16 protein-coding genes and 1 other annotated feature are annotated in these 20671 nt (G+C 32.2%); of the genes, 11 read left to right on the top strand and 5 right to left on the bottom strand.

Annotation, left to right across the window (positions count from 1 at the left end):
• The first annotated feature begins 7 nt into the window (after positions 1–7).
• The 4 genes from AB9Q04_RS05610 to serS all read left to right on the top strand — a co-directional run bounded on the left by AB9Q04_RS05610 (position 8) and on the right by serS (position 4106).
• Complete coding sequence (locus AB9Q04_RS05610; protein WP_410024387.1) at positions 8–667, top strand: NAD(P)H-hydrate epimerase; 660 nt, start codon at positions 8–10, stop codon at positions 665–667.
• A gap of 74 nt (positions 668–741) precedes the next feature.
• On the top strand, positions 742–1227 hold the full coding sequence (locus tag AB9Q04_RS05605; RefSeq protein ID WP_410024386.1) for a DUF1003 domain-containing protein: 486 nt from the start codon (positions 742–744) through the stop codon (positions 1225–1227).
• Between the two features lie 62 nt (positions 1228–1289).
• On the top strand, positions 1290–2582 hold the full coding sequence (brnQ, locus tag AB9Q04_RS05600) for a branched-chain amino acid transport system II carrier protein (RefSeq protein WP_410024385.1): 1293 nt from the start codon (positions 1290–1292) through the stop codon (positions 2580–2582).
• A 33-nt stretch (positions 2583–2615) separates the two neighbouring features.
• Positions 2616–2778 (top strand) — a binding site (T-box leader).
• A 38-nt stretch (positions 2779–2816) separates the two neighbouring features.
• Positions 2817–4106: a serine--tRNA ligase gene (serS, locus tag AB9Q04_RS05595; RefSeq protein WP_410024384.1), complete on the top strand. Its 1290-nt coding sequence runs from the start codon at positions 2817–2819 to the stop codon at positions 4104–4106.
• Between the two features lie 38 nt (positions 4107–4144).
• On the opposite strand, the gene AB9Q04_RS05590 is transcribed toward serS, so the two are convergent.
• Entirely contained in the window at positions 4145–6016 is a 1872-nt protein-coding gene (locus AB9Q04_RS05590) for an acyltransferase family protein (RefSeq protein ID WP_410024383.1), read from the bottom strand.
• A 79-nt stretch (positions 6017–6095) separates the two neighbouring features.
• On the bottom strand, positions 6096–6788 hold the full coding sequence (gene cuyB, locus AB9Q04_RS05585) for a cysteate racemase (protein WP_410024382.1): 693 nt from the start codon (positions 6786–6788) through the stop codon (positions 6096–6098).
• A 98-nt stretch (positions 6789–6886) separates the two neighbouring features.
• Here cuyB and AB9Q04_RS05580 point away from each other — a divergent pair, with 98 nt between their 5' ends.
• Complete coding sequence (locus AB9Q04_RS05580) at positions 6887–8077, top strand: carboxylate--amine ligase (protein WP_410024381.1); 1191 nt, start codon at positions 6887–6889, stop codon at positions 8075–8077.
• Positions 8078–8229: 152 nt separating this feature from the next.
• Here AB9Q04_RS05580 and AB9Q04_RS05575 read toward each other — a convergent pair whose 3' ends face one another.
• From AB9Q04_RS05575 to AB9Q04_RS05565, 3 genes are read right to left on the bottom strand one after another with little or no spacing between them, the layout of a single operon-like run.
• Positions 8230–9099: a DUF4300 family protein gene (locus tag AB9Q04_RS05575; protein WP_410024380.1), complete on the bottom strand. Its 870-nt coding sequence runs from the start codon at positions 9097–9099 to the stop codon at positions 8230–8232.
• 37 nt (positions 9100–9136) lie between these two features.
• Positions 9137–10684, bottom strand: a complete 1548-nt coding sequence (locus AB9Q04_RS05570) for a 5-formyltetrahydrofolate cyclo-ligase (RefSeq protein WP_410024379.1) — start codon at positions 10682–10684, stop codon at positions 9137–9139.
• On the bottom strand, positions 10684–12594 hold the full coding sequence (locus tag AB9Q04_RS05565; RefSeq protein ID WP_410024378.1) for an alpha/beta hydrolase family protein: 1911 nt from the start codon (positions 12592–12594) through the stop codon (positions 10684–10686). The genes AB9Q04_RS05570 and AB9Q04_RS05565 overlap by 1 nt, the downstream gene beginning before the upstream one ends.
• A 116-nt stretch (positions 12595–12710) precedes the next feature.
• On the opposite strand from AB9Q04_RS05565, the gene hpf reads away from it, so the two are divergent.
• The 6 genes from hpf to AB9Q04_RS05535 all read left to right on the top strand — a co-directional run bounded on the left by hpf (position 12711) and on the right by AB9Q04_RS05535 (position 20577).
• On the top strand, positions 12711–13262 hold the full coding sequence (hpf, locus tag AB9Q04_RS05560) for a ribosome hibernation-promoting factor, HPF/YfiA family (RefSeq protein ID WP_410024377.1): 552 nt from the start codon (positions 12711–12713) through the stop codon (positions 13260–13262).
• Between the two features lie 303 nt (positions 13263–13565).
• Entirely contained in the window at positions 13566–16325 is a 2760-nt protein-coding gene (gene secA / locus AB9Q04_RS05555; protein WP_410024434.1) for a preprotein translocase subunit SecA, read from the top strand.
• 1 nt (position 16326) lies between these two features.
• A protein-coding gene (prfB, locus tag AB9Q04_RS05550) for a peptide chain release factor 2 (RefSeq protein WP_410024375.1) occupies positions 16327–17443 on the top strand; the annotation gives its coding sequence in 2 pieces (ribosomal slippage) (positions 16327–16401 and positions 16403–17443; 1116 coding nt in all).
• 42 nt (positions 17444–17485) lie between these two features.
• Entirely contained in the window at positions 17486–18574 is a 1089-nt protein-coding gene (trpS, locus tag AB9Q04_RS05545; RefSeq protein WP_410024374.1) for a tryptophan--tRNA ligase, read from the top strand.
• A 38-nt stretch (positions 18575–18612) separates the two neighbouring features.
• Positions 18613–19188 (top strand): uracil-DNA glycosylase family protein, encoded by a 576-nt coding sequence (locus AB9Q04_RS05540; RefSeq protein WP_410024373.1) that lies wholly within the window; start codon positions 18613–18615, stop codon positions 19186–19188.
• 81 nt (positions 19189–19269) lie between these two features.
• Positions 19270–20577 carry a sodium-dependent transporter gene (locus AB9Q04_RS05535; protein WP_410024372.1) on the top strand — a complete coding sequence of 436 codons (1308 nt, stop codon included), beginning with the start codon at positions 19270–19272 and terminating at the stop codon, positions 20575–20577.
• Positions 20578–20671 lie beyond the last annotated feature (94 nt).

Below are 20671 nucleotides of genomic sequence, written 5' to 3'. Positions count from 1 at the left end.
GGTGATTATGCTAGTTGTAGACAAAGACCAGATGATTGCAATCGATAAGTATGCTATAAATGAACTAAACATACCGTCTATTTGCCTTGTAGAACGAGCTGCCCTTGCAGTTATAAAAAATATTAACCTTGAAGTGAGGAAGACCTTTGCTATTGTAGTTGGTATAGGCAACAATGGAGCTGATGGTCTAGCAGTTGCTAGAAATCTTTTAGCAAGAGACTTTTATGTAGATATTTATATAATTGGGAACTTAGAAAAAGCTAGTGATGAATTTATCCTAAACTATGAAGCTGTAAAATGTTTAACCGACAATGTATATAGGGTGGAAACTATTGCAGATTTAGAGTTTATGGAAGCAAATTTATCAAATGTTACTACAATTATAGAAGGAATATTTGGTACAGGCCTTGATCGAACCATTTCTGGCACCTATGCTTACGTGATTGCCCTAATAAATCGTTCTTTAAAATATATTATATCAATAGATGTCCCATCAGGTCTTGACTCTACTAGTGGTGATAGCTGGGGAGAGATTGTAGATTGTGATTTGATAGTTTCTATGCAGCTAATGAAACAAGGTGTTTTTGAAAGGTCTATTTATAAAAATAAATGTATCGTAGAAGATATAGGCATACCTCAAAAAGCAATAAATGAAATTTTATCTTAGATGGCTAACTAGCCATCTTTTATTTTTCTAAAAATTAGATAAAATATAATTAAATAAAATTTTAGGAGTTATTAATGAAAGATTATAAAGAAAGTGAAGAAAAAATACTACAAAGTATTCTGGATAATGATTTGGGCCTAGATGATGAAGAAATCATAATGTTAATTAAGGACAGCCTTTCTAAACAAAAAAGAAGTGAAAAAGATGACTATTCTTTCGGAGCAAAGGCAGCAGATAAGATTGCTAAATTTGCAGGATCTTGGACTTTTATAATTATTTTTATAGCTATCCTTGCTATATGGATGATTATCAATAATAAGATGGGAGATAAGGCCTTTGACCCATATCCTTTTATATTATTAAATCTTGTTTTATCATGTCTAGCAGCCGTTCAAGCTCCTCTTATAATGATGAGCCAAAATCGTCAAGAAGAAAAGGATAGGCAAAGAGCAGAGGATGATTACATAGTAAATCTTAAAACGGAAATAATCATAAGAGATATCCACAAACATCTAGAAGAAGTAGAAAAAAAGTTAGATGATTCAAAGATTAATAATTAAGGTGCTAAATTCATTAAATACTTGTATAGTATATCTTATATTAAAAAAAGCAGGTAATATTAATGAATGAAACAAAACTAGATACTAAACAAATAATAATATCAGGCTTTGCCCTATTTGCCATATTCTTTGGAGCGGGCAATCTGATTTTCCCACCCTTTCTAGGGCTAAACTCTGGAGATGAATGGTTTTTAGCTTCTCTTGGCTTTAACTTATCTGATAGTTTATTAATACTTTTAGGAACCCTTGCTATAAGTGCAAGATTAGCAAATTTAACTGCCTTTGGTAACAAAGTGAGCAAAAATTTTGGTAGCATTGTAAGTTTAGTTTGTATAACACTAGTAGGACCACTTTTATCCATACCGCGTACTGGGGCAACTACTTTTGAAGTTGGCGTGATGCCTTTTTATCCAGACTTTAATAAGGTATTATTTTCCTTCTTATTCTTTTCTTTAGTGTATGTATTGACAATAAATGGGTCTAAAGTAATAGATAGGGTTGGCAAATATCTAACACCAGTGCTTTTACTTATCCTTGCAATTTTAATTATAAAAGGAATTACCTATTCAGGTGTTAGTTTAAATTCTCTACCAGGTAATAAATTATCCCTAGGTTTTATAGAAGGCTACCAAACGATGGACTCATTAGGACCAGTTTTTACTACAAGTATTATTTTAAATGACTTTAGGAATAAGGGCATTACCAAGCAAGATGATTTAATAAGGGCTACTATTTATTCTGGACTTATAGCTGTATTTGGTCTTATTATAGTTTATACTGGCCTTACTTATATAGGAGCAAAATCAATTTCCTTTGCAGATCCTAATATGACTAGAACAAATTTATTTATAACTATTGCCCAAAATTTGTTAGGCCGCAATGTCCAAATAGCATTAAGTCTTGTAGTTGGCTTTGCTTGCCTTTCTACAGCCATAGGATTATTATCAGCCTTTGCAACAATATTTTCTGAAAGTCTTCCTAGATTTTCTTATACATTTTATGTAAGGCTTGGGGTTATAGTAAGTTTCATATTATCCATTCTTGGTGTGGAGAGAATAATGGAAATATCCATCCCAATTTTACTTTTTGTCTATCCTATAGTTATAAGCCTTTATATACTAAACTTACTGGATAAGGGAAATATAAGTCCTCTAGTGTATAAAATTGTGATCATAGCAGTAGGGCTTGTAAGCTTAGCAGATAGTATTAATGCTTTAGGCTTTGCTGATAATTTTTATGTAAATACTATGGCAAGACTGCCTCTTGCTGCATCAGGTTTTAGTTTTATATTTGTATTTGTGATTAGTTTATTAATTGGGTTAATTGTTACAAAAAATAAAAAAGAGATTGATTAAAATAAAAATTCATTGTATACTATAAATAACTTAATACAAGCGATGATAAGACCTAGTAGCTATTTTAAAGCCTTTAGAGAGAAGATGGTTGGTGAAAATCTTTGGTGGTAAGTAGTGAATCTACCTTTAGCTTTTTAAATTTGAGTATGTTGTATACATAAAAATTGGGTGGCACCACGAGACCTTCGTCCCATGTAGGATGAGGGTCTATTTTTATGCTAAAAAGGAGAAAAAATGTTAGATATAAAATTAGTTAGAGAAAATCCAGAACTTGTAAAAGAAAATATCAAGAAAAAATTTCAAGAAGAAAAACTGCACCTTGTTGATGAAGTTTTAGAACTTGATGAAAAGGGCAGAGCCTTTAAAACTGAAGGGGATAACCTAAGGGCAGAAAGAAACAAAGTTTCAAAAGAAATCGGCGCTCTTATGGGCCAAGGCAAAAAAGATGAAGCAGAAGAAGCAAAGGCTCATGTTGGTGAAATCAATGATAAATTAGCCCACATAGAAGAAGAAACTAAAAAATTTGAAGATGAAATCAAAACAAGAATGCAAAAAATTCCTCAAATCATCGATCAATCAGTGCCTATAGGTAAAGATGATAGTGAAAATGTGGAAAATGACAGATATGGTGAACCAATAGTACCTGACTATGAAGTCCCATACCACATAGATATTATGGAAAGCTTTGATGGGGTAGACCTAGATGCAGCAAGAGAAACATCTGGATCAGGTTTTTACTATCTAAAAGGTGATATTGCAAGATTACACTCAGCTATCCTTTCTTATGCAAGAGACTTTATGATTGACCGTGGCTACACATATTACATTCCACCATTTATGATAAGAAGTGACGTTGTAACAGGGGTTATGAGCTTTGAAGAAATGGAAAATATGATGTATAAAATTGAGGGAGAAGATTTATACCTAATTGGTACATCTGAACACTCAATGATTGGTAAATTTATTAATACAATCACAGATGAAGATGAAATGCCACTAAAAATGACATCCTATTCACCTTGCTTTAGAAAAGAAGTAGGGGCTCACGGTATAGAAGAACGTGGAGTATACCGTATCCACCAATTTGAAAAACAAGAGATGGTTATTATCTGTAAGCCAGAGGACTCTAAAAAATTCTATGATGAGTTATGGAATAATACAGTAGATTTCTTTAGAAGCTTAGAAATCCCAGTAAGAACTCTAGAATGCTGTTCAGGTGACCTAGCAGATCTTAAAGTAAAATCAGTAGACGTTGAGGCATGGAGCCCACGACAACAAAAATACTTTGAAGTAGGTTCTTGCTCAAACCTAGGCGATGCTCAAGCAAGAAGACTAGGAATCAAATTGCGTGGAGAAGATGGAACATATTTTGCCCATACACTAAATAACACAGTAGTAGCTCCACCAAGAATGCTAATAGCATTTTTAGAAAATATGCTTCAAGCAGATGGCACAGTAAAAATCCCTGAACCACTTAGAATGTACATGGGTGGTAAAGAAAAATTAGTCCCAGTTGAAAAATAAAAAAATAAAATCCAAGCAATTAAGCTTGGATTTTTTATTTATTCGGCAACCCTATTTACATTGAGGATTTTTCTCATTATTAGTTTTGCAAAGTCATCTGAGCCCTCTACATTTGGGTGGGTTCTGTCTGGAGCTAGTAGGTCTGGTCTGTCTTTTATAAAACCTCGCCAATCTACTAGGTGGGCCTTGTCATTTTTTTCTGTAAAATTTGCTAAATTTTTATTTACAAAGTCCATGTAAGACTGGGTGTGAGATGTGTTTACAAAGTAAACATCACGGCCATCTGCTATTTCCATTATTTTTTCTAGGTCGGCTTCATCTGCTGATCCATTTGACCCTAGAGATATTAAAACAGCATCAGCTAGGCCATAGCTATTTTTAATGGAAGCTAGAATATCTGGTCCAGAAACCATATCTCTACCGACTTCACCATCTAAGTAAAAGTTTGGAATGTATTTTCTAATATAGGAGTCAGCGTTTATAATAACTGAATCACCCACTGCGGTAACTCCGAGGTTATTTAAGTATGCTAGTTCATTTTCTGTAAAATTAAAATCATCATAAGGTTTTTCTACAAAATTTTCATCAAGTTGTTTGGTTTTTGGTAAATTTTCTGAAATTTCACTATTTTCTTTTACACTATCAGCATCTTTATCATTGTCTGATTTTTTATCCTCTTTGATTTTATTTTTAGCTAGTATTTCTTTATTGGCCTTATCGATTTGCTCTTGGCTAGCTGTTATATCCTTTCTTAAATCATTTATCTTATCATCCTTGCTATTACCTATTACTTTTGAAGTAATGGTTAGGATAATAAAAATAATCATGGATGTTAAAAGTATATATCTGCCTAGTTTTCTTATTTTTAAGATTTGATAGCTAATCTCTCCTAGTATAATTACAAAAGCAAATTGTATTATTAAGCTTAAGATTATATTATCCATAAGGTTAGGAAAGAAGTATAGGACAAATATTTGTACTATATACTGCCATAGGTAAAAGTGAAAGGACCTATCTCCAATATATAAAAATATCTTATATGCTATACCATGTTTTTTAGGAAGGTAGCGATTTTTATCTTCGTAGTTATATAAAAATGTTATTAATAGGCCAACTACTAAGGTATAAAATATAAAAAATCCATGGTAAGATGAGATGTTTTTACCATCTATGATAAAGAAAGGAACAATAACTACTAGTCCTAAGATAGCTAAGATTATTCTTAAATCTATTTTTAAGTCGATAGTTTCTTTATCAATTTTTTCATTTAATAAATAAGCTAAAATACCTACACCAAAGGCTGAAAATCTAGTTGATATCCCATAATAAATCCTAGTTATATCTTCTGCACTTCTTCCTAGGACTAAAATTAAAATAAAGCTAATGATTGTCATTAGCCCATAGACTAGGATTCTTTTATTATTTTTCTTTGGATTTGCTAGATATTGATCTATTAGCAAAAATATGGCAATAAATTGCATATAAAGAGATACATACCACATATGCAAAAACATATTAAAATTGCCCAGTTGGTTAAAATAATCATCACCAGCTGCTATACGCCTTAAATTTTCAAAATTTAGGGCAACTGGTAAAGCTGATTTGATACTATCATCAAAGATATTTCTAGCAAATTTAAAGGAAAATATCAAAGATATGGCCATTATTAGGTAAACTGGACTTAAAATGCTAATAAATTTTGCTTTTAATTTTGTAAGAGTAGCAGCCTTCTTGAAATCTGCTGTTCTTACTGTTAAAAAGCCCGATAAAATCAAAAATATGATTACCGCAAGATATCCGCCTGGAACAAAGTGTGAGTAGGTATGAAAGAGCGATACGCCAAAAAAAGCTATGGCTCTTAAGATAGTTAGGTAATCATATTTTTTATTCAATTTTCTTCTTTTTCTCATGTATTATTCCACCTCGTCAATAGATACATTATAACAAAGGTGGGGTTAAAGTTTTATTAAGAAATTTTGAAGTTCATAATTATTTTTTTATTTCAAAACCTGATTTCTTAATAGCTTCATAGGATAAAACATCCATAGCATCTATTACAAAATCGTATGTAGCTATATCTTCAATTAGCGATAATTCTGTACAAGCTAATATGATAGCATCCACCTTTGTATTTTTTAATTCCTCTACCATAGACAAAAACTCTTTGTGGTTAGTTTCATTGGTCTCTTTTATCTGGTAAATAGTATCCATAGTAAAATTTTTAATTTTTTCATCCATTGGAATGATATTTATACCTATGTTTTTGGCATATTTTTCATATATACCGCAATTCATTGTTGCAAGTGTGCCTAAAACCGCAACATTTTTTGCCTTTTTTGCTTTACAATATTTTAAAGTTTCTTCTACCATGTTTATTATATTTACACTTGTATATTCTTTAAAAGTATCATAATAATAATGCATAGTGTTGCAGGGGATAGCAATATTTGAAACACCTTGCTTTTTTAAATTCTCTAAGTCTTCTTTTACCTTTTTAAGTAATATATCCTCATTTTTTCCAGTAAGTATAGCCGCGGTCCTATCTGGGATTTGAGGATCTGAAATTATTACTGTAGGTATATGGTCTTGGTCTTTGTTTGCTTTGGTATGTATTACCAACTTCTGGTAAAACATAGCTGTACATAAAGGGCCCATACCACCTAAGATTCCTAATTTTTTCATAAAAATCTCCTTATTTATAGGATTTGCTTTTTACATTATACGATTATATAATAGTTATCACTATTAGCAAGCGTTTTTAGCAAATAGGAGAGAGAAACATGAACAAATTTTTACCAATAATACTAGGTTCAGACCTAAATACATATTCAATAGCAAGGGAAATCTATGAGGCCTACGACATAAAACCTGTAGTAGCTACATCCATGATTTTGCTTCCTTGTATAGATTCACACATAATTGACTTTTACAAAAAAGAAAATTTTTCCAAAGACCCAGCAGTTTATAAAGAGGTTTTAGAAAAAATATATGAAGACTATAAAGAGACTTACGAAAAATTTATAATTTTTGCCCCTGATGATGTTATGAGGACCTTTGTCCTAAGCAACATTGACAATTTAAACTTCAACCCTCTTATACCTTATGCGGACCCTGAAGTTATAAATGGACTTGCTACTAAAAATCAATTTTATGAAAAAATAAAAGATTTAGACCTTGCTCCAAAAACCTTGGTAGCAGATAGTAAAAATTATAGGGACTTAGACTATCCAGCAGATGTATTTATAAAGCCAGACAATGATGTTTTTTACAAAACCCTAGATTTTGATGGATGGCAAAAGGGTTATCACTCAAAATCTAAAGAACAAACTTTAAAGATTTTACAAACTATTTTTGAAAATGGTTATGATTATAAGGTATTAGTCCAAGAATTTGTAGCAGGAGGAGATGGATCAGAATACTCCGTAGAAGGATACAGGTCAAAATCAACTACGTCTATGGCCATGTCTAGAAATATTCTTTTAGACAAACGTGTAGAATGGATAGGAAACTTTGTTGCAAAAATAGACTCTGATGAAAAAATACTATTTGACTTTGCCAGGGATATAGTAGAGACTCTAGGAATTTATGGACTATTTAATATTGACTTTAAAAAGGATACAGAAACTGGTAAATTTTATGCCTTTGAAGTAAACCTCCGTCAAGGACGCAGCCATTATTTTGCAACTTTAAATGGAGTAAATACATCAAAACTTGCCATAGATGATTTAGTTTTTGATAAGCAAGAGGAGATAATAGGGGATAAGAAATTTAGATATTATAACCTAGACCTAGGTCAAACAATCGATAATCTGGATTCTCAGTTTAGAGTAGACTTTGAAAATGAAGCAAGAAAAGCAAACTCGACAAATCCACTAGTTTATAAAAGAGATTTAAACTTTAAAAGAAAAATAAAAATAAAAAGATACTTGGATAAGCTTAGCAAGGAAACATTTGCTATCAAAGAGATATAAGCACTGCCTATAATTTAAAGTAGGATTGGGGGATATACAATCCTAACGGGAAGAGGGATGTGAAATTTATAAAAACTATTAAAACGGTATTTAAAACTTAAAGAAAGATTAGCTAAAAAATAGCCGCCCTATGATTATAGGGTGGCTATTTTTTATTTTTCTAAAACTTTGTCATCCTCAAATATTAAAGGTTTTATTGGATACTGATCATTTGAGAAATCATAAAGCTCTGTAAGATAATCATAAAGATCATCTTTATTTTCAAAAATCACCACTTGGTAGGGAGCAGTAAAGGCTAGTTTTTCTACTAGCATATATCTGCCATCTTTGGTATTAAATAATAAGCCTGTGTGGCCTACAAAAAGCTCGTTGGTATTTTGATTTATATTTGAAAAAATAAAGACTGATATTATGCTATAATCTTTGCCATGGGGAAATTCTATGCCACTTTTCTTCCAAAAATCTTTTATTTTTTTAACTTGAAAGTCTACATCATTTTTATTTTCTGTGGGTATAGCTGAGTAAAATTTGTTAAATCTTTCAATTTGTTCATTATCCAAAGTAGGGACTAGGTTATTATTGAAACTGGTATTATCAATTTCTACTACCGACAGATTTGGGTTTTTGGTATCTTTTACTTTAATTTTATCAGCCACTAGGCCAAATGTAGTTATCCTACAATTTATGCCAGTAAAGCTTGGATTTTTTTTAAAAAGTTCATCTTGGATGGCGTAGAAATCATAGTCTTTAATCTTATTCGATTTTTCGTAATCTTTATTAACAAGCAAATTTTTATTTACTTGTTTATTAAAAAAGTCTACTTGTTTAAAGAATCTATCGATATTATTCTTATCCAAATCAGCGCTTAGCATAATATTTTTAAGATCTTCTTTTGACTTTTTAGTAACTAAGTTGGTATATACTAGTTTATTTCCCTCGTTTTTTGGCAAACTAATCTCATCCTTATTTGCGCAGGAACTTAAGCTTAAAAGTGTAATTATTATTGCAAAAATTTTTCTCATTTTGCCTCCAAAAAAGGATCCACTTGGGACCCCTTGCTTAAAATATTTCTTTTTCTGTTATGATATAATCAAGTTTTTGATCATGTTCGTTGGTATCTATAGCTGCTACTTCAAAATCACTTGCAAAAAATCCAACAGATGTCGTCTGATTTTTACTTAGATACCTATCGTAGTAACCGCCACCGTAGCCTACACGGTGTTTGTTTCTATCAAAACCTAGGCCTGGGACAACTGTAAGGTCAGGATTTTCTATAAACTCTAAAGTGCTTGATGTAGGAATATTAAATTCTCCCACTCCCAAATCATCTAGAGAATAGACTCTTACAGCCCTCATTTGGAAATTATCTGGATCGATGATGTAAGGTACATAAACTTCCTTGCCAAAGTCTATGGCTTTTTTGATTATTTCATAGGTATCTACCTCATCTGCCACAGAAACATAGATAAATATGGATCTAGCTTCTGCAAATAAATCAGAGTTTAAAAATTTAGTATAAATATTATAATCTACCATATTTTTGTGGTCATAGTCCATGTGATATCTAATATCTCTAAATTTCTTTCTCAATGATTTCTTATCCATTTTCTCTATTTCTTTCATATCATTTTCTTTGTTGGGATTTGCTATAGTAGATTCTACTGTTTCTTTTAAAGATTTATTTTCTTTCTCAAAGTTTTTTATTTCATTTTCAGACACTATCTTATAATTGTTTCTTATCGCATCTATTAGCTCCGCGCCTAAGATTAGGATAGTAGAAACTAAGTTTAGCCAAATAAAGAGGGCAAGGATGCCTGCTAGGGCTCCATATACTACTGACTGCTTAGAAAAATTATTTAAGAAGAAGGAGTAAAGAAAGGTTGCTATATATATGGTGAGAGTTGCAAAAATCCCTCCTAACAATGATTCCTTAAATGGTACTCTGTCTTCCTTATTATTTGGTGCAAATTTATAAAATATTGCAAATACAACAGACATTATAAAGATAGGGGCTAGGGTTAGGGTTATTCTAAATAGGGGTGATGATAAAGTTTTTATAACCCTATCAAAAACGCCGCCAAAAGCTCTGTCAGATATTCTTGTTAGGACTTGATCATTTATAAAAGTTAGAATGCTAGGCCCATATATTTGAGAAACTAGGATAAAAACTATAAATATAACAAATATAATTGTAAAAAGTAGGGATGTAAGTCTTTGTTTAACAAATTTGCTATCATCTTCTACTCCATAGGCCTTATTTATGGAAAGCATGAGGTTATTAATTCCCTTAGTTGCTGACCATAGGGCAAATAAAACTGTAATTATTGTAACAGATGCAGAGCTTGTATTAACAAACATAGTATCAATCACCCATTTTGCCATCTCTTGGGCTGCTGTTGGTAAAAACTCAATCAAAGAATATATTGCATCAGTATTATTTTCTAAGATTCTAGAGACTACTGATACAAGCACCATTAATAAAGGGATGGATGCTTGTAAAAAGTAGAAGGACAAGGCTGCAGAATTATTTATAATATCGTGGTTTTTAAATCTATGAACCATATCTACTATGGTTTTTTTAAATTTTATTTTTGTTACTGTTTTCATTATTTTAGATGCCCATCAAACCATTTCTTTATTTCTTTTAGTCTTTTTATCCTGCCATGAGGTTTACCAGATCTCGATAGTTCGTGGTTTTCTCCGTGGAAGACAAACATTTTTGTATCAACACCATTTAATTTTAGTTTGGTATACATTTGTAAACCTTGCTCTAATGGACAACGGTAATCTTCATCTGCGTGGATAAAGAGGGTAGGTGTTGTTGCTTTATCAGCATATTTTATTGGAGATTGGCCCCACATTTTATCTAAACTATCCCAAGGATTTGAGTTTGTTTGATCAGATCCAAAATAATATCCGATATCAGAAACCCCATAAAAGCTTGTCCAATTTGAAATAGATCTTTGAGAACAAGCTGCCTTAAACCTATTATTGTGGCCTATTATCCAATTTGTCATAAAACCACCATAGGATCCGCCGTATACTCCTAGATTATTAGTATCGATTTGTGGATATTTTTTGGTAGCTTCATCTACAAATGTCATCAAATCTTTATAGTCTATATCACCGTATTTACCTCTGATGTCTGAAAATGCTACACCATTTCCACTTGCACCATGAGGGTTTGTGTAAATAACTATATAATCATTGCTAGCAAACATTTGATGTTCATGATGGTAGATAGATCCAAATTCTGTTTTTGGTCCACCGTGTATGCTTAAAAGTGTAGGGTATTTTTTATTTTTATTGAATTTTGGAGGTAGAACTACAAAACCTGTTAAGGTATCTCCATTAGAATCAAACTCAAAGGTTTCTATATCTCCAACTTTTGTTTCTATTTTATTTTCAACTAAAGCATCATCTAAGCCTTTCTTCTTAAGCTCTGATAATGTATTTTTGCCCATAGATAGGTAGTAAATTTCATCATTATTTATAGCAAAATCTTCTACTTCATCGTCTATTTCAAGTTTTAAATTACCATTTATATCAATGGAATAAAGTTTCGTAGTTTCTTTTTCAGTTACCACAAAATATAGTCTATTATTTGTATTATAGAAAGTTTTTGCCCCGCCAAATCTTGCATCTGTACCTAGGGAGTTACCAAAGGACATATCAAAATCATCACTTGTAATCTTTTCATAATTTCCATCAAAATCACAAGCATATATAAATGAATCTTCGTTGATTCCACCTTTTTTCATATCGGTTCCTACAAAAATAATCTTATCTGCTAAAAACTCTGCGGTATAGAAAGAAAATTCATTTTCTATAAGGACTTTTTTAGTTTTCGTTTTGATGTCATAAAGGATTAGACTTTCACTGCTTTTAGCAACATTATTAGCATCATAATTTGCTTTTATAAGTAGGGCCTTGGTATTATCCTCATTTAAAGCTAGATTAAATATTTCATTTGGAAATTTTGAATCTACAATCTTTTCTACGCTATCATCAGATGCATTATAAAAATAATAGGCGCTTACTTCTTTTTTTAAATAACCTTGCCCATTAAACCAAAATGGAAGGGTATCTAGTTTTTCAAAGTACTTATTTTCTTCTTCTTTTTTCTTAGCTTTTTCATCCTTTTTATCAGATGCATGGATAAGGTAAAGCTCATCTTCTAACCATTTGATACTTTTTACATCTAGGTTAAGGTCAAAGGCTTTTTTACCTATGCCATAGCCATCATAGCAAAAAAAGCTATCTTTCTTATCATCTGACTCTGCCTTATAGATTACATTTGAATCTTTGTTAAAAGTGTAAATAGAAACACTTTTGCTAGCTGTTATTGGATATGATTTATCTTCTTTTGTATCATAGAGCCACAGGTCAGTTTCATATTTATTATCATCATAATTTGCTATAGTTTTTTTGTAGGCTAACTTAGTGCCATCGCTTGATATCTCAAGGTCTGATAAAAATTCATAGCCTAGTATATCTTTAATTTTAGTTTTACTCATTATTTCCTCCATTATATTATTTTAATTATACAATATTTTATAAATAATTTAAATTGCATACGTTTGCATAAAATGATTTGGGGTAAATATATAAAAAGAAAAAGGGAGATGTTATTATGAAGATTAATCTTAAGGGAAAAAATATCAATATCACAGATGATATCCGCTATGAAGCTGAAAGAAAATATGACAGATTAGATAAGTATTTTTCTAACGAAGAAGAGGTGGATCTTCTAATTTCTAAAGAAGGTAATGGTTATAAGGCTGAAGTTACTATGTTTCTTGATAAAGGACCTATCCTTAGGGCAGAAGTAAGTGATGAAACTTATCAAAATGCCATTGATAAAACTATAGATGCCTTGGTAAGGCAAATTAGAAAACACAAAACAAGGTTAACCAAGGATCGTCGCCATGATTCTATAAGGTTTGAAAACTTTAATGAATCTTTTGATGATGAGTACGACATAGACAATTCTTATGACTCTGAAATAAATATAGCTAGGACTAAGGAAATTTCCCTAAAACCAATGAATACCGAAGAGGCTATCATGCAAATGGAGCTTTTGGGCCATGACTTTTTTGTATACTATGACCAAGATGATTTAGAAGTGAGAGTAGTATATAAAAGGCGCAAGGGTGACTATGGTTTGATAGTGCCATCTAGGTAAAATGTCTGGTGTATGCTAAACTTATTATGTTAAAATAATTTGTTTGGCCTACACCAGCTTTTTTGTTTGAAAAATTGCCATTAAAAAGGTACTATTAATTAAAGAAAGTTATAAAAATACTTAAGTAAAGCGCAGGGTCTTAAGTGACTAAGTCTACTGCGTTTTTTATATGTTAAGTAAATAAGATTTAAAAATAAAATCCGCTTATATTTCAGTTTACAAATTAACTATTATCCTTTAATATAAGAATGGTAAAACTTAATTATTTTAAAGAATAATTAAGAGAATTGGAGAGTGAACGATTTGGCATTATTTAATTTATTTAAGTCATTTAGTGAAAAGGAAATACAAAATAACCAAAAACTAGTTGATAAAATCCTTAGCCTAGATGAGTCTATGCAACAACTAACAGATGAACAGTTACAAAATAAAACAATAGAATTTAGAGAAAGATTAAAAAACGGCGAAACATTAGATGACCTACTACCAGAAGCCTTTGCTACAGTACGTGAAGCTAGTGATAGGGTTTTAGGAATGAAACACTACCCAGTCCAACTACTAGGTGGTATTGTTTTACACAATGGTCAGATTGCAGAAATGAGAACTGGTGAAGGTAAAACACTAGTAGAAACTTGTCCAGCATACTTAAATGCTTTATCAGGCAAGGGTGTACACGTAGTTACAGTTAACGACTACCTAGCAAAACGTGACCAAGAATGGATGGGTAAAATCTTTACCTTCCTAGGTATGACTGTAGGATGTATTGTCTATGGTCTTACAAATAGTGAAAGACAAGAAAACTATGCTGCAGATATTACTTATGGTACAAACAATCAATTTGGTTTTGACTACCTAAGAGATAATATGGTTATTTATAAAGATGATATGGTTCAGCGTGGATTAAATTATGCCATAGTCGATGAGGTTGACTCTATTTTAATAGATGAGGCTCGTACACCACTTATTATTTCTGGTCAAGGTGATGAATCTACAGATACTTATACAAGTGCAAATTCATTTATCCAAACTCTAGAAGGTAGAATCCTAGATCCAAATGAAGATGCAGATATCGACCCATTTGATCGTGAGTTTAAAGTAGAAGATGTTGATTTCTTGGTAGATGAAAAAAGAAAAACATCAAACCTTACAGAAAAAGGTACAGAAAAAGCAGAAAGATATTTTGATATAGAAAACTTATCAGACCCAGAAAACCTTGAATTATCTCATTACATCAACAATGCCTTAAAAGCAAATACAACTATGCACCGTGATATAGACTATGTTGTAAATAATGGCGAAGTAGAAATCGTAGATGAGTTTACAGGTCGTATCATGCAAGGTAGAAGATTCTCAGATGGTCTTCACCAAGCTATCGAAGCTAAAGAGGGAGTAGAAGTAAAAGCAGAAAGTAAAACACTAGCTACAATTACCTTCCAAAACTACTTTAGAATGTATGACAAGCTTTCTGGTATGACTGGTACAGCAAAAACAGAAGAAGAAGAGTTTGACGAAATTTATAACCTAGACGTTGTAGAAATACCAACCAATAAGCCAATCCAAAGGGTCGATGATGTAGACTATGTATACATCAACGAAAATGGTAAATTTAATGCTATTATCGATGAAATAAATAGAATCCACCCTACAGGTCAACCAATCCTTATTGGTACAATTTCAATCGAATCAAGTGAAAGATTATCAAATGCCCTTAAAAAAGCTGGCATCAAACACACTGTATTAAATGCCAAAAACCACGAAAGGGAAGCTGCAATAGTTGCAGAAGCTGGTCGCTTTGGTGCAGTTACAATTGCAACAAACATGGCAGGTCGTGGTACAGATATCATGCTTGGTGGTAATGTTGATGATATGGCTAAACAAAGGCTTAAAAGAGAAGATATGAGTGATGAGTTACTTGAAGAAGTAGATTCATTTGCTGAAACTGATGATCAAGAAATCCTTGAAGCACGTAAGAAATTTAGACACTACAAAGATTTAATCAGACCAACAGTAAAAGAAGAATCTGAAAAAGTAAAAGAAGCAGGTGGTTTATATATCATCGGTTCAGAACGTCACGAGTCTCGTCGTATAGACAACCAGTTAAGAGGTCGTTCAGGACGTCAAGGAGACCCAGGACATTCTAGATTCTTTATTTCTCTTGAAGATGACTTAATCAGATTAAATGGTGGAGAACAAGTAGCAAAATTCATTGCAAACTCAAACTTTGATGAAAATGAACCTATAGTTTCAAAAATGGTAAGTAGGTCAGTAGAAAAAGCTCAAACAAGAGTAGAAGCAAACAACTTTGCAACTCGTAAAAGGGTCCTACAATATGACGATGTTATGAACAAACAAAGAACAATTATCTATAACGAGAGAGCAGATGTTCTTTATGGCCATGACATGAAAGAAACTATCGTAGGAATGATTAAAGATGTTATAGCTGATAGCGTATATACCTTTACAAATCCTGAAGTAAAACCAGAAAATTGGGAAATGGTAGCCCTATTAAACCATTTAAATAGCCTAGGCATTCCAGTAACTCAGTTACACTTTGAAAATATAAATGATTACACCCAACAAGAACTAATAGATTATATATCTGAAGCTGCTCTTGCAAAATACGAAGATAAAGAAGCACAGTTTGGCTCAGAAAATATGAGAGAAGTAGAACGTGTAATTATGTTAAGAGTAATTGATCAAAAATGGATGGATCATATTGATGCCATGGATCAAATGAGAAAAGAAATCGGTGTTCGTGCTATGGGTAATGAAGACCCAGTTCGTGCATACACAAACGATGGTTTTACTATGTATGAAGAAATGACAAGATCTATCCAAGAAGAAACAGTTAGATACATGATGAATGTAGAAATTAAACAAAACATTCAAAGAAAGCAAGTTATGACTCCAACCACAGAACTAGGTCCAGACCTAGATGGGGATAGTGGTAATAGAGCTCAAACAGCTGATGAACTTAGCGATGATAATCAAATGGCAGGTCTAAATAGAGCAGAACGTAGAAGATTAGAACGCGAAAGCAAAAAGTCTAACGTAAAGAAATAATATGGCAGAAATATATCAATTAAGAGAAACAATTGAAGATTTAACAGAGACTATGAAGCTTATTGGAGACTCTCTTTGACCCTGAAAATCTAGAAAAAGAAGTAAAAGACCTTGAAAAAAAGACCTTTGCTCCTGATTTTTGGGATGATAGTGACAAGGCCCAAGCTATTATGGCAGATTTGGCAGCAAAAAGAGATGACCTTGAAAATTATCAAAAAATTATTACTACTTTAGAGGATAATACAGACCTCATTGATTTAGTAGAAATGAGTGAAAATCCTGAATCTGCTACTTTAAATCAAATAGAAACTGATTTAAAAAAAATAAAAAAAGAAGTTTCATCAATGAAACTAAAAACCCAACTAGATGGGGAATATGATAAAAACAATGCCTTCATGTCTATAAATGCTGGAGCAGGTGGACTTGAAGCAACCGATTGGGCAGAGATGCTCCTTCGTATGTATACTAGGTATTTCGATCATAATGGTTTTAAATATGAACTTACAGACTTAAATAATGAAGAGGCCGGCGGTATAAAATCTGCTACTCTAAAAGTGAGTGGTGCATATGCATATGGATATCTTAAAGGAGAGAAAGGAGTTCATAGACTTGTTCGTATATCTCCTTTTGATAGTGGAGCACGACGCCATACTTCCTTTGTATCTGTAGATATTTTTCCAGAACTACCTGATAATACAAATGTAGAAATTGATCCAAATGATTTAAGAATCGATACCTATAGAGCCAGTGGGGCAGGTGGCCAGCACGTAAATAAAACTGACTCTGCTGTAAGGATTACTCATATACCAACAGGAGTTGTTGCAAGTTCTCAAGCAGAACGTAGCCAATTATTAAATAGAGATACCGCTATGAAACTTCTTTTATCAAAGCTTATTCAAATAAAAGAAGAAGAGCAAAGAGAAAAAATATCTGATATCCAAGGTAAGTACACCCAAATAGCATGGGGTAGCCAAATTAGGTCCTATGTTTTCCACCCATATACCCTTGTAAAAGACCACAGGACAAATTATGAAGTAGGAAACATAGAAGCAGTAATGGATGGAGATATAGAGGGCTTTATAGATGCGTATCTTGCAGAAAGTCATAAAGAAAACTAAACAGGGAGGATATTATCCTCTCTTTTTTAAAAGGAGAATATTTTGGAAGATAAAAATATAATTTTGACAGGGGATAGGCCAACTGGCAGACTCCACCTAGGCCACTATGTTGGTAGTTTAAAAAATAGGGTCAAAATGCAAAATGAGGGCAATTATGAAAAAATGTATGTAATGATTGCCGATAGCCAAGCCCTAACAGATAATTTTGATAATCCAGAAAAAATTCGTGAAAACCTAATAGAAGTAGCTCTAGATTACCTAAGCCTAGGTATAGATCCAGAAAAAGTAACTATCTTTGTTCAATCACAAGTAGAAGAGTTAACAGAACTTACTTTTTACTTTTTAAATCTAGTAACCCTATCAAGGCTTGAAAGAAATCCAACAGTAAAAACAGAAATTAAACAAAAAAACTTTGAGACAAGCCTGCCTGCAGGATTTTTAATATATCCAGTAAGCCAGGCTGCAGATATCTTACTTTTTGATGCAAATATCATCCCAGTTGGTGTAGACCAAGAGCCAATGTTAGAGCAAGCGAGAGAAATAGCTAGAAGCTTTAATAATATCTATGGTGATGTATTTACAGAACCACATGCAATTCTTTCAGAAAATAAACAAGCTCAACGTATGCCAGGTATAGATGGGGCAGCAAAAATGAGTAAGTCATTGGGCAATGCTATTTATTTAGCTGATGATAAAAAAACTTTAAAGAAAAAAGTAATGTCAATGTACACAGATCCAGACCATATAAATATTGATGATCCTGGTAAAGTAGAGGGCAATATAGTCTTTACTTACCTAGATGTATTTTCAGATGATAGCCACTTTGAAAAATACCTACCAGAATATAAAAACTTAGATGAATTAAAAGATCACTACAAAAGAGGTGGCCTAGGTGATGTAAAAGTTAAAAAATTCTTAATAAAAGTTTTAGAAGAAGAACTAGAACCTATTAGAGAGCGTAGGGCTTATTATGAGCAAAACCTAGACCAAGTCCTAGCTATCCTAAAACGAGGAACAGACGATGCAAAAGAAGTAGGACGTGCAAAAATTAATCAAGTAAAAGAAGCTATGGGCATAGATTACTTTTCTGATAGCAGATTTTTAGATGAGATAAAAGATAAATATAAATAAGATAAGCCACCAGTTATTGGTGGTTTTTTGGAGGAAAAATGACCTTTGATAAAATCATAGATGAAATAAAAAATGACCCAAGAAACAAAAATTATACAAAACGAGGCATAGACCCTATTTTTCAAGTAGATAAGGATGCCAAAATACTTTTGGTAGGCCAAGCACCGGGAAGGATTGTAGAAGAAACAGGCATTCCTTTTAATGACAAGTCTGGAGATAAACTTAGATCTTGGATGGGAATAGATAAAGAAACTTTTTATTCCAAAGAAATTGCAATCTTGCCTATGGATTTTTATTATCCGGGTAAGGCTAAGCAAGGAGATAAGCCACCTAGAAAAGAAATAGCAGAAGACTACCATAAAAAAATCTTAGAACTTATGCCAAATATAGAACTTACCATACTAATAGGAGCCTACTCACAAAAGTACTATTTAGGGAAAAATCGTAAAAAAAACTTAACCGAAACAGTAAAAAATTATAAGCAATACTTACCACAATATTTTCCAATAGTCCACCCAAGCCCTCTAAATATAGGCTGGCTAAAGAAAAATCCATGGTTTGAAGAAGAGACACTTCCAGAATTAAAAAGAATAATAGATGAAATTTTACATTAAATTATAATAAAAATAATTAATAAGCTTTATATATTAAAATTTACGTGTTATAATTTTCATAACTTACATTAAGGAGTAATTATGAAAAAGAAATCTACCTCAAACCTTAGGCTACTTTTAATAGCCCTAGGATCTGCAGTAGGTTTAGCAAATATTTGGGGCTTTCCTTATAAATTTGAGTCCGGGGGACTAGCGTTTTTAATCTTTTTTATTTTATTTGCTACACTTTTTGCAGTATTTGGATTGTCAGCTGAACTAGCCATGGGTAGGCTAGTCAAATCAGGAGCCTTAAGCGCCTATGAATTTTCATTTAAAATGGCAGGTAAGGGCAATAAAAAAATGAGATTTATAGGATACATACCCTTAGCTGCTACTTTTTTTGTAGCCGTAGGTTATAGTGCTATTTTAGCGTATATGCTCAAAGGTTTTATAGCAGCTCTTAGCGGGAATATGTTTAAGTCATCAGCAGATATATGGTTTTATTCCTATGCAAGAAAGCCTTATAAAGTTTCTATACATCACGCTATCATTATTTTGATAACAATTTTAACAAGTCTTGGTAATACAAAAACTTTTAATAAGATTTATAGGTATACCATGCCAGTTTTTTTTGTAATTTTAATGATTCTTGCCATAAGAGTGGCTACTTTGCCTAATGCTTATCTAGGATATAGGTATATGTTTAGGTATAATCCATCCCATTTGCATACAAAAACTATGCTTTATGGAATGGGAGAGGCATTTTTTTCCTTATCACTATCAGGAGCGGCCATGGTTGCTGCTGGATCTAAAATAAGTGATGGGCAAAGTATGGTAAATTTATCTGTAGAAAGTTTGGTTTTTGATACTTTAGTTGGTATTATAGCCTCCCTTATGATTATCCCTGCTATAAATGTATTTAATATAGAAAACGCTGGGGGTGCATCCCTATTATTTGTGGCCCTGCCAACGATTTTTTCAAATATAAAATTTGGTAGAATTTTGGCTATATTTTTCTACTTTTCTATTGTTTTTGCAGGCATAGTTGCCCTAGTAGATATGTTTGCTGGAATAGTAAATTCAGCTGTGATTAAAACTCGCAAATTATCCAAAAAAGCTGTTTTACTAATCCTCGGACTTGCAGTATTTTTACTTGGTTTAAACTTAGAAACTATTGATGAATTTACTCATTATATGAATATTATGCTTTTACATATTATTCCTATTGGAGCAAGTATTGGAGCAGTAACTTGGTTTTATATTTTGGATAAGGATATACTTTTAGAAGAAATAAATAAGGGTGCCAGCATTACTTATGGGGATAGGTGGTATAAGATAGGCAAATATCTTTATGTGCCAGTTGCTCTTATTATGACTATCCTAGCCTTTGTGGTGAGGTTTATCCATTAAATAATTAGAGGATTATTATAATCCTCTTTTTTTATTTGATAAAAATCAATCTTATGATACAATCTATCTATAATCAATCTTACTTTAAAGGAGT

Origin of the sequence: Anaerococcus groningensis (assembly GCF_046365465.1) — a bacterium.
Lineage (GTDB): Bacteria > Bacillota > Clostridia > Tissierellales > Peptoniphilaceae > Anaerococcus > Anaerococcus groningensis.
This window is presented reverse-complemented; position numbering and strand designations above follow the sequence as displayed.

What these genes read in the sequence shown, in the direction of transcription:
- AB9Q04_RS05570 (WP_410024379.1), bottom strand. Translation starts at nt 10,684, where the DNA reads ATGAAAACAGTAACAAAAATAAAATTTAAAAAAACCATAGTAGATATG.
- serS (WP_410024384.1), top strand. Translation starts at nt 2,817, where the DNA reads ATGTTAGATATAAAATTAGTTAGAGAAAATCCAGAACTTGTAAAAGAA.
- hpf (WP_410024377.1), top strand. Translation starts at nt 12,711, where the DNA reads ATGAAGATTAATCTTAAGGGAAAAAATATCAATATCACAGATGATATC.
- AB9Q04_RS05535 (WP_410024372.1), top strand. Translation starts at nt 19,270, where the DNA reads ATGAAAAAGAAATCTACCTCAAACCTTAGGCTACTTTTAATAGCCCTA.
- cuyB (WP_410024382.1), bottom strand. Translation starts at nt 6,788, where the DNA reads ATGAAAAAATTAGGAATCTTAGGTGGTATGGGCCCTTTATGTACAGCT.
- brnQ (WP_410024385.1), top strand. Translation starts at nt 1,290, where the DNA reads ATGAATGAAACAAAACTAGATACTAAACAAATAATAATATCAGGCTTT.
- AB9Q04_RS05590 (WP_410024383.1), bottom strand. Translation starts at nt 6,016, where the DNA reads ATGAGAAAAAGAAGAAAATTGAATAAAAAATATGATTACCTAACTATC.
- AB9Q04_RS05565 (WP_410024378.1), bottom strand. Translation starts at nt 12,594, where the DNA reads ATGAGTAAAACTAAAATTAAAGATATACTAGGCTATGAATTTTTATCA.
- AB9Q04_RS05605 (WP_410024386.1), top strand. Translation starts at nt 742, where the DNA reads ATGAAAGATTATAAAGAAAGTGAAGAAAAAATACTACAAAGTATTCTG.
- AB9Q04_RS05610 (WP_410024387.1), top strand. Translation starts at nt 8, where the DNA reads ATGCTAGTTGTAGACAAAGACCAGATGATTGCAATCGATAAGTATGCT.
- AB9Q04_RS05575 (WP_410024380.1), bottom strand. Translation starts at nt 9,099, where the DNA reads ATGAGAAAAATTTTTGCAATAATAATTACACTTTTAAGCTTAAGTTCC.
- AB9Q04_RS05540 (WP_410024373.1), top strand. Translation starts at nt 18,613, where the DNA reads ATGACCTTTGATAAAATCATAGATGAAATAAAAAATGACCCAAGAAAC.
- AB9Q04_RS05580 (WP_410024381.1), top strand. Translation starts at nt 6,887, where the DNA reads ATGAACAAATTTTTACCAATAATACTAGGTTCAGACCTAAATACATAT.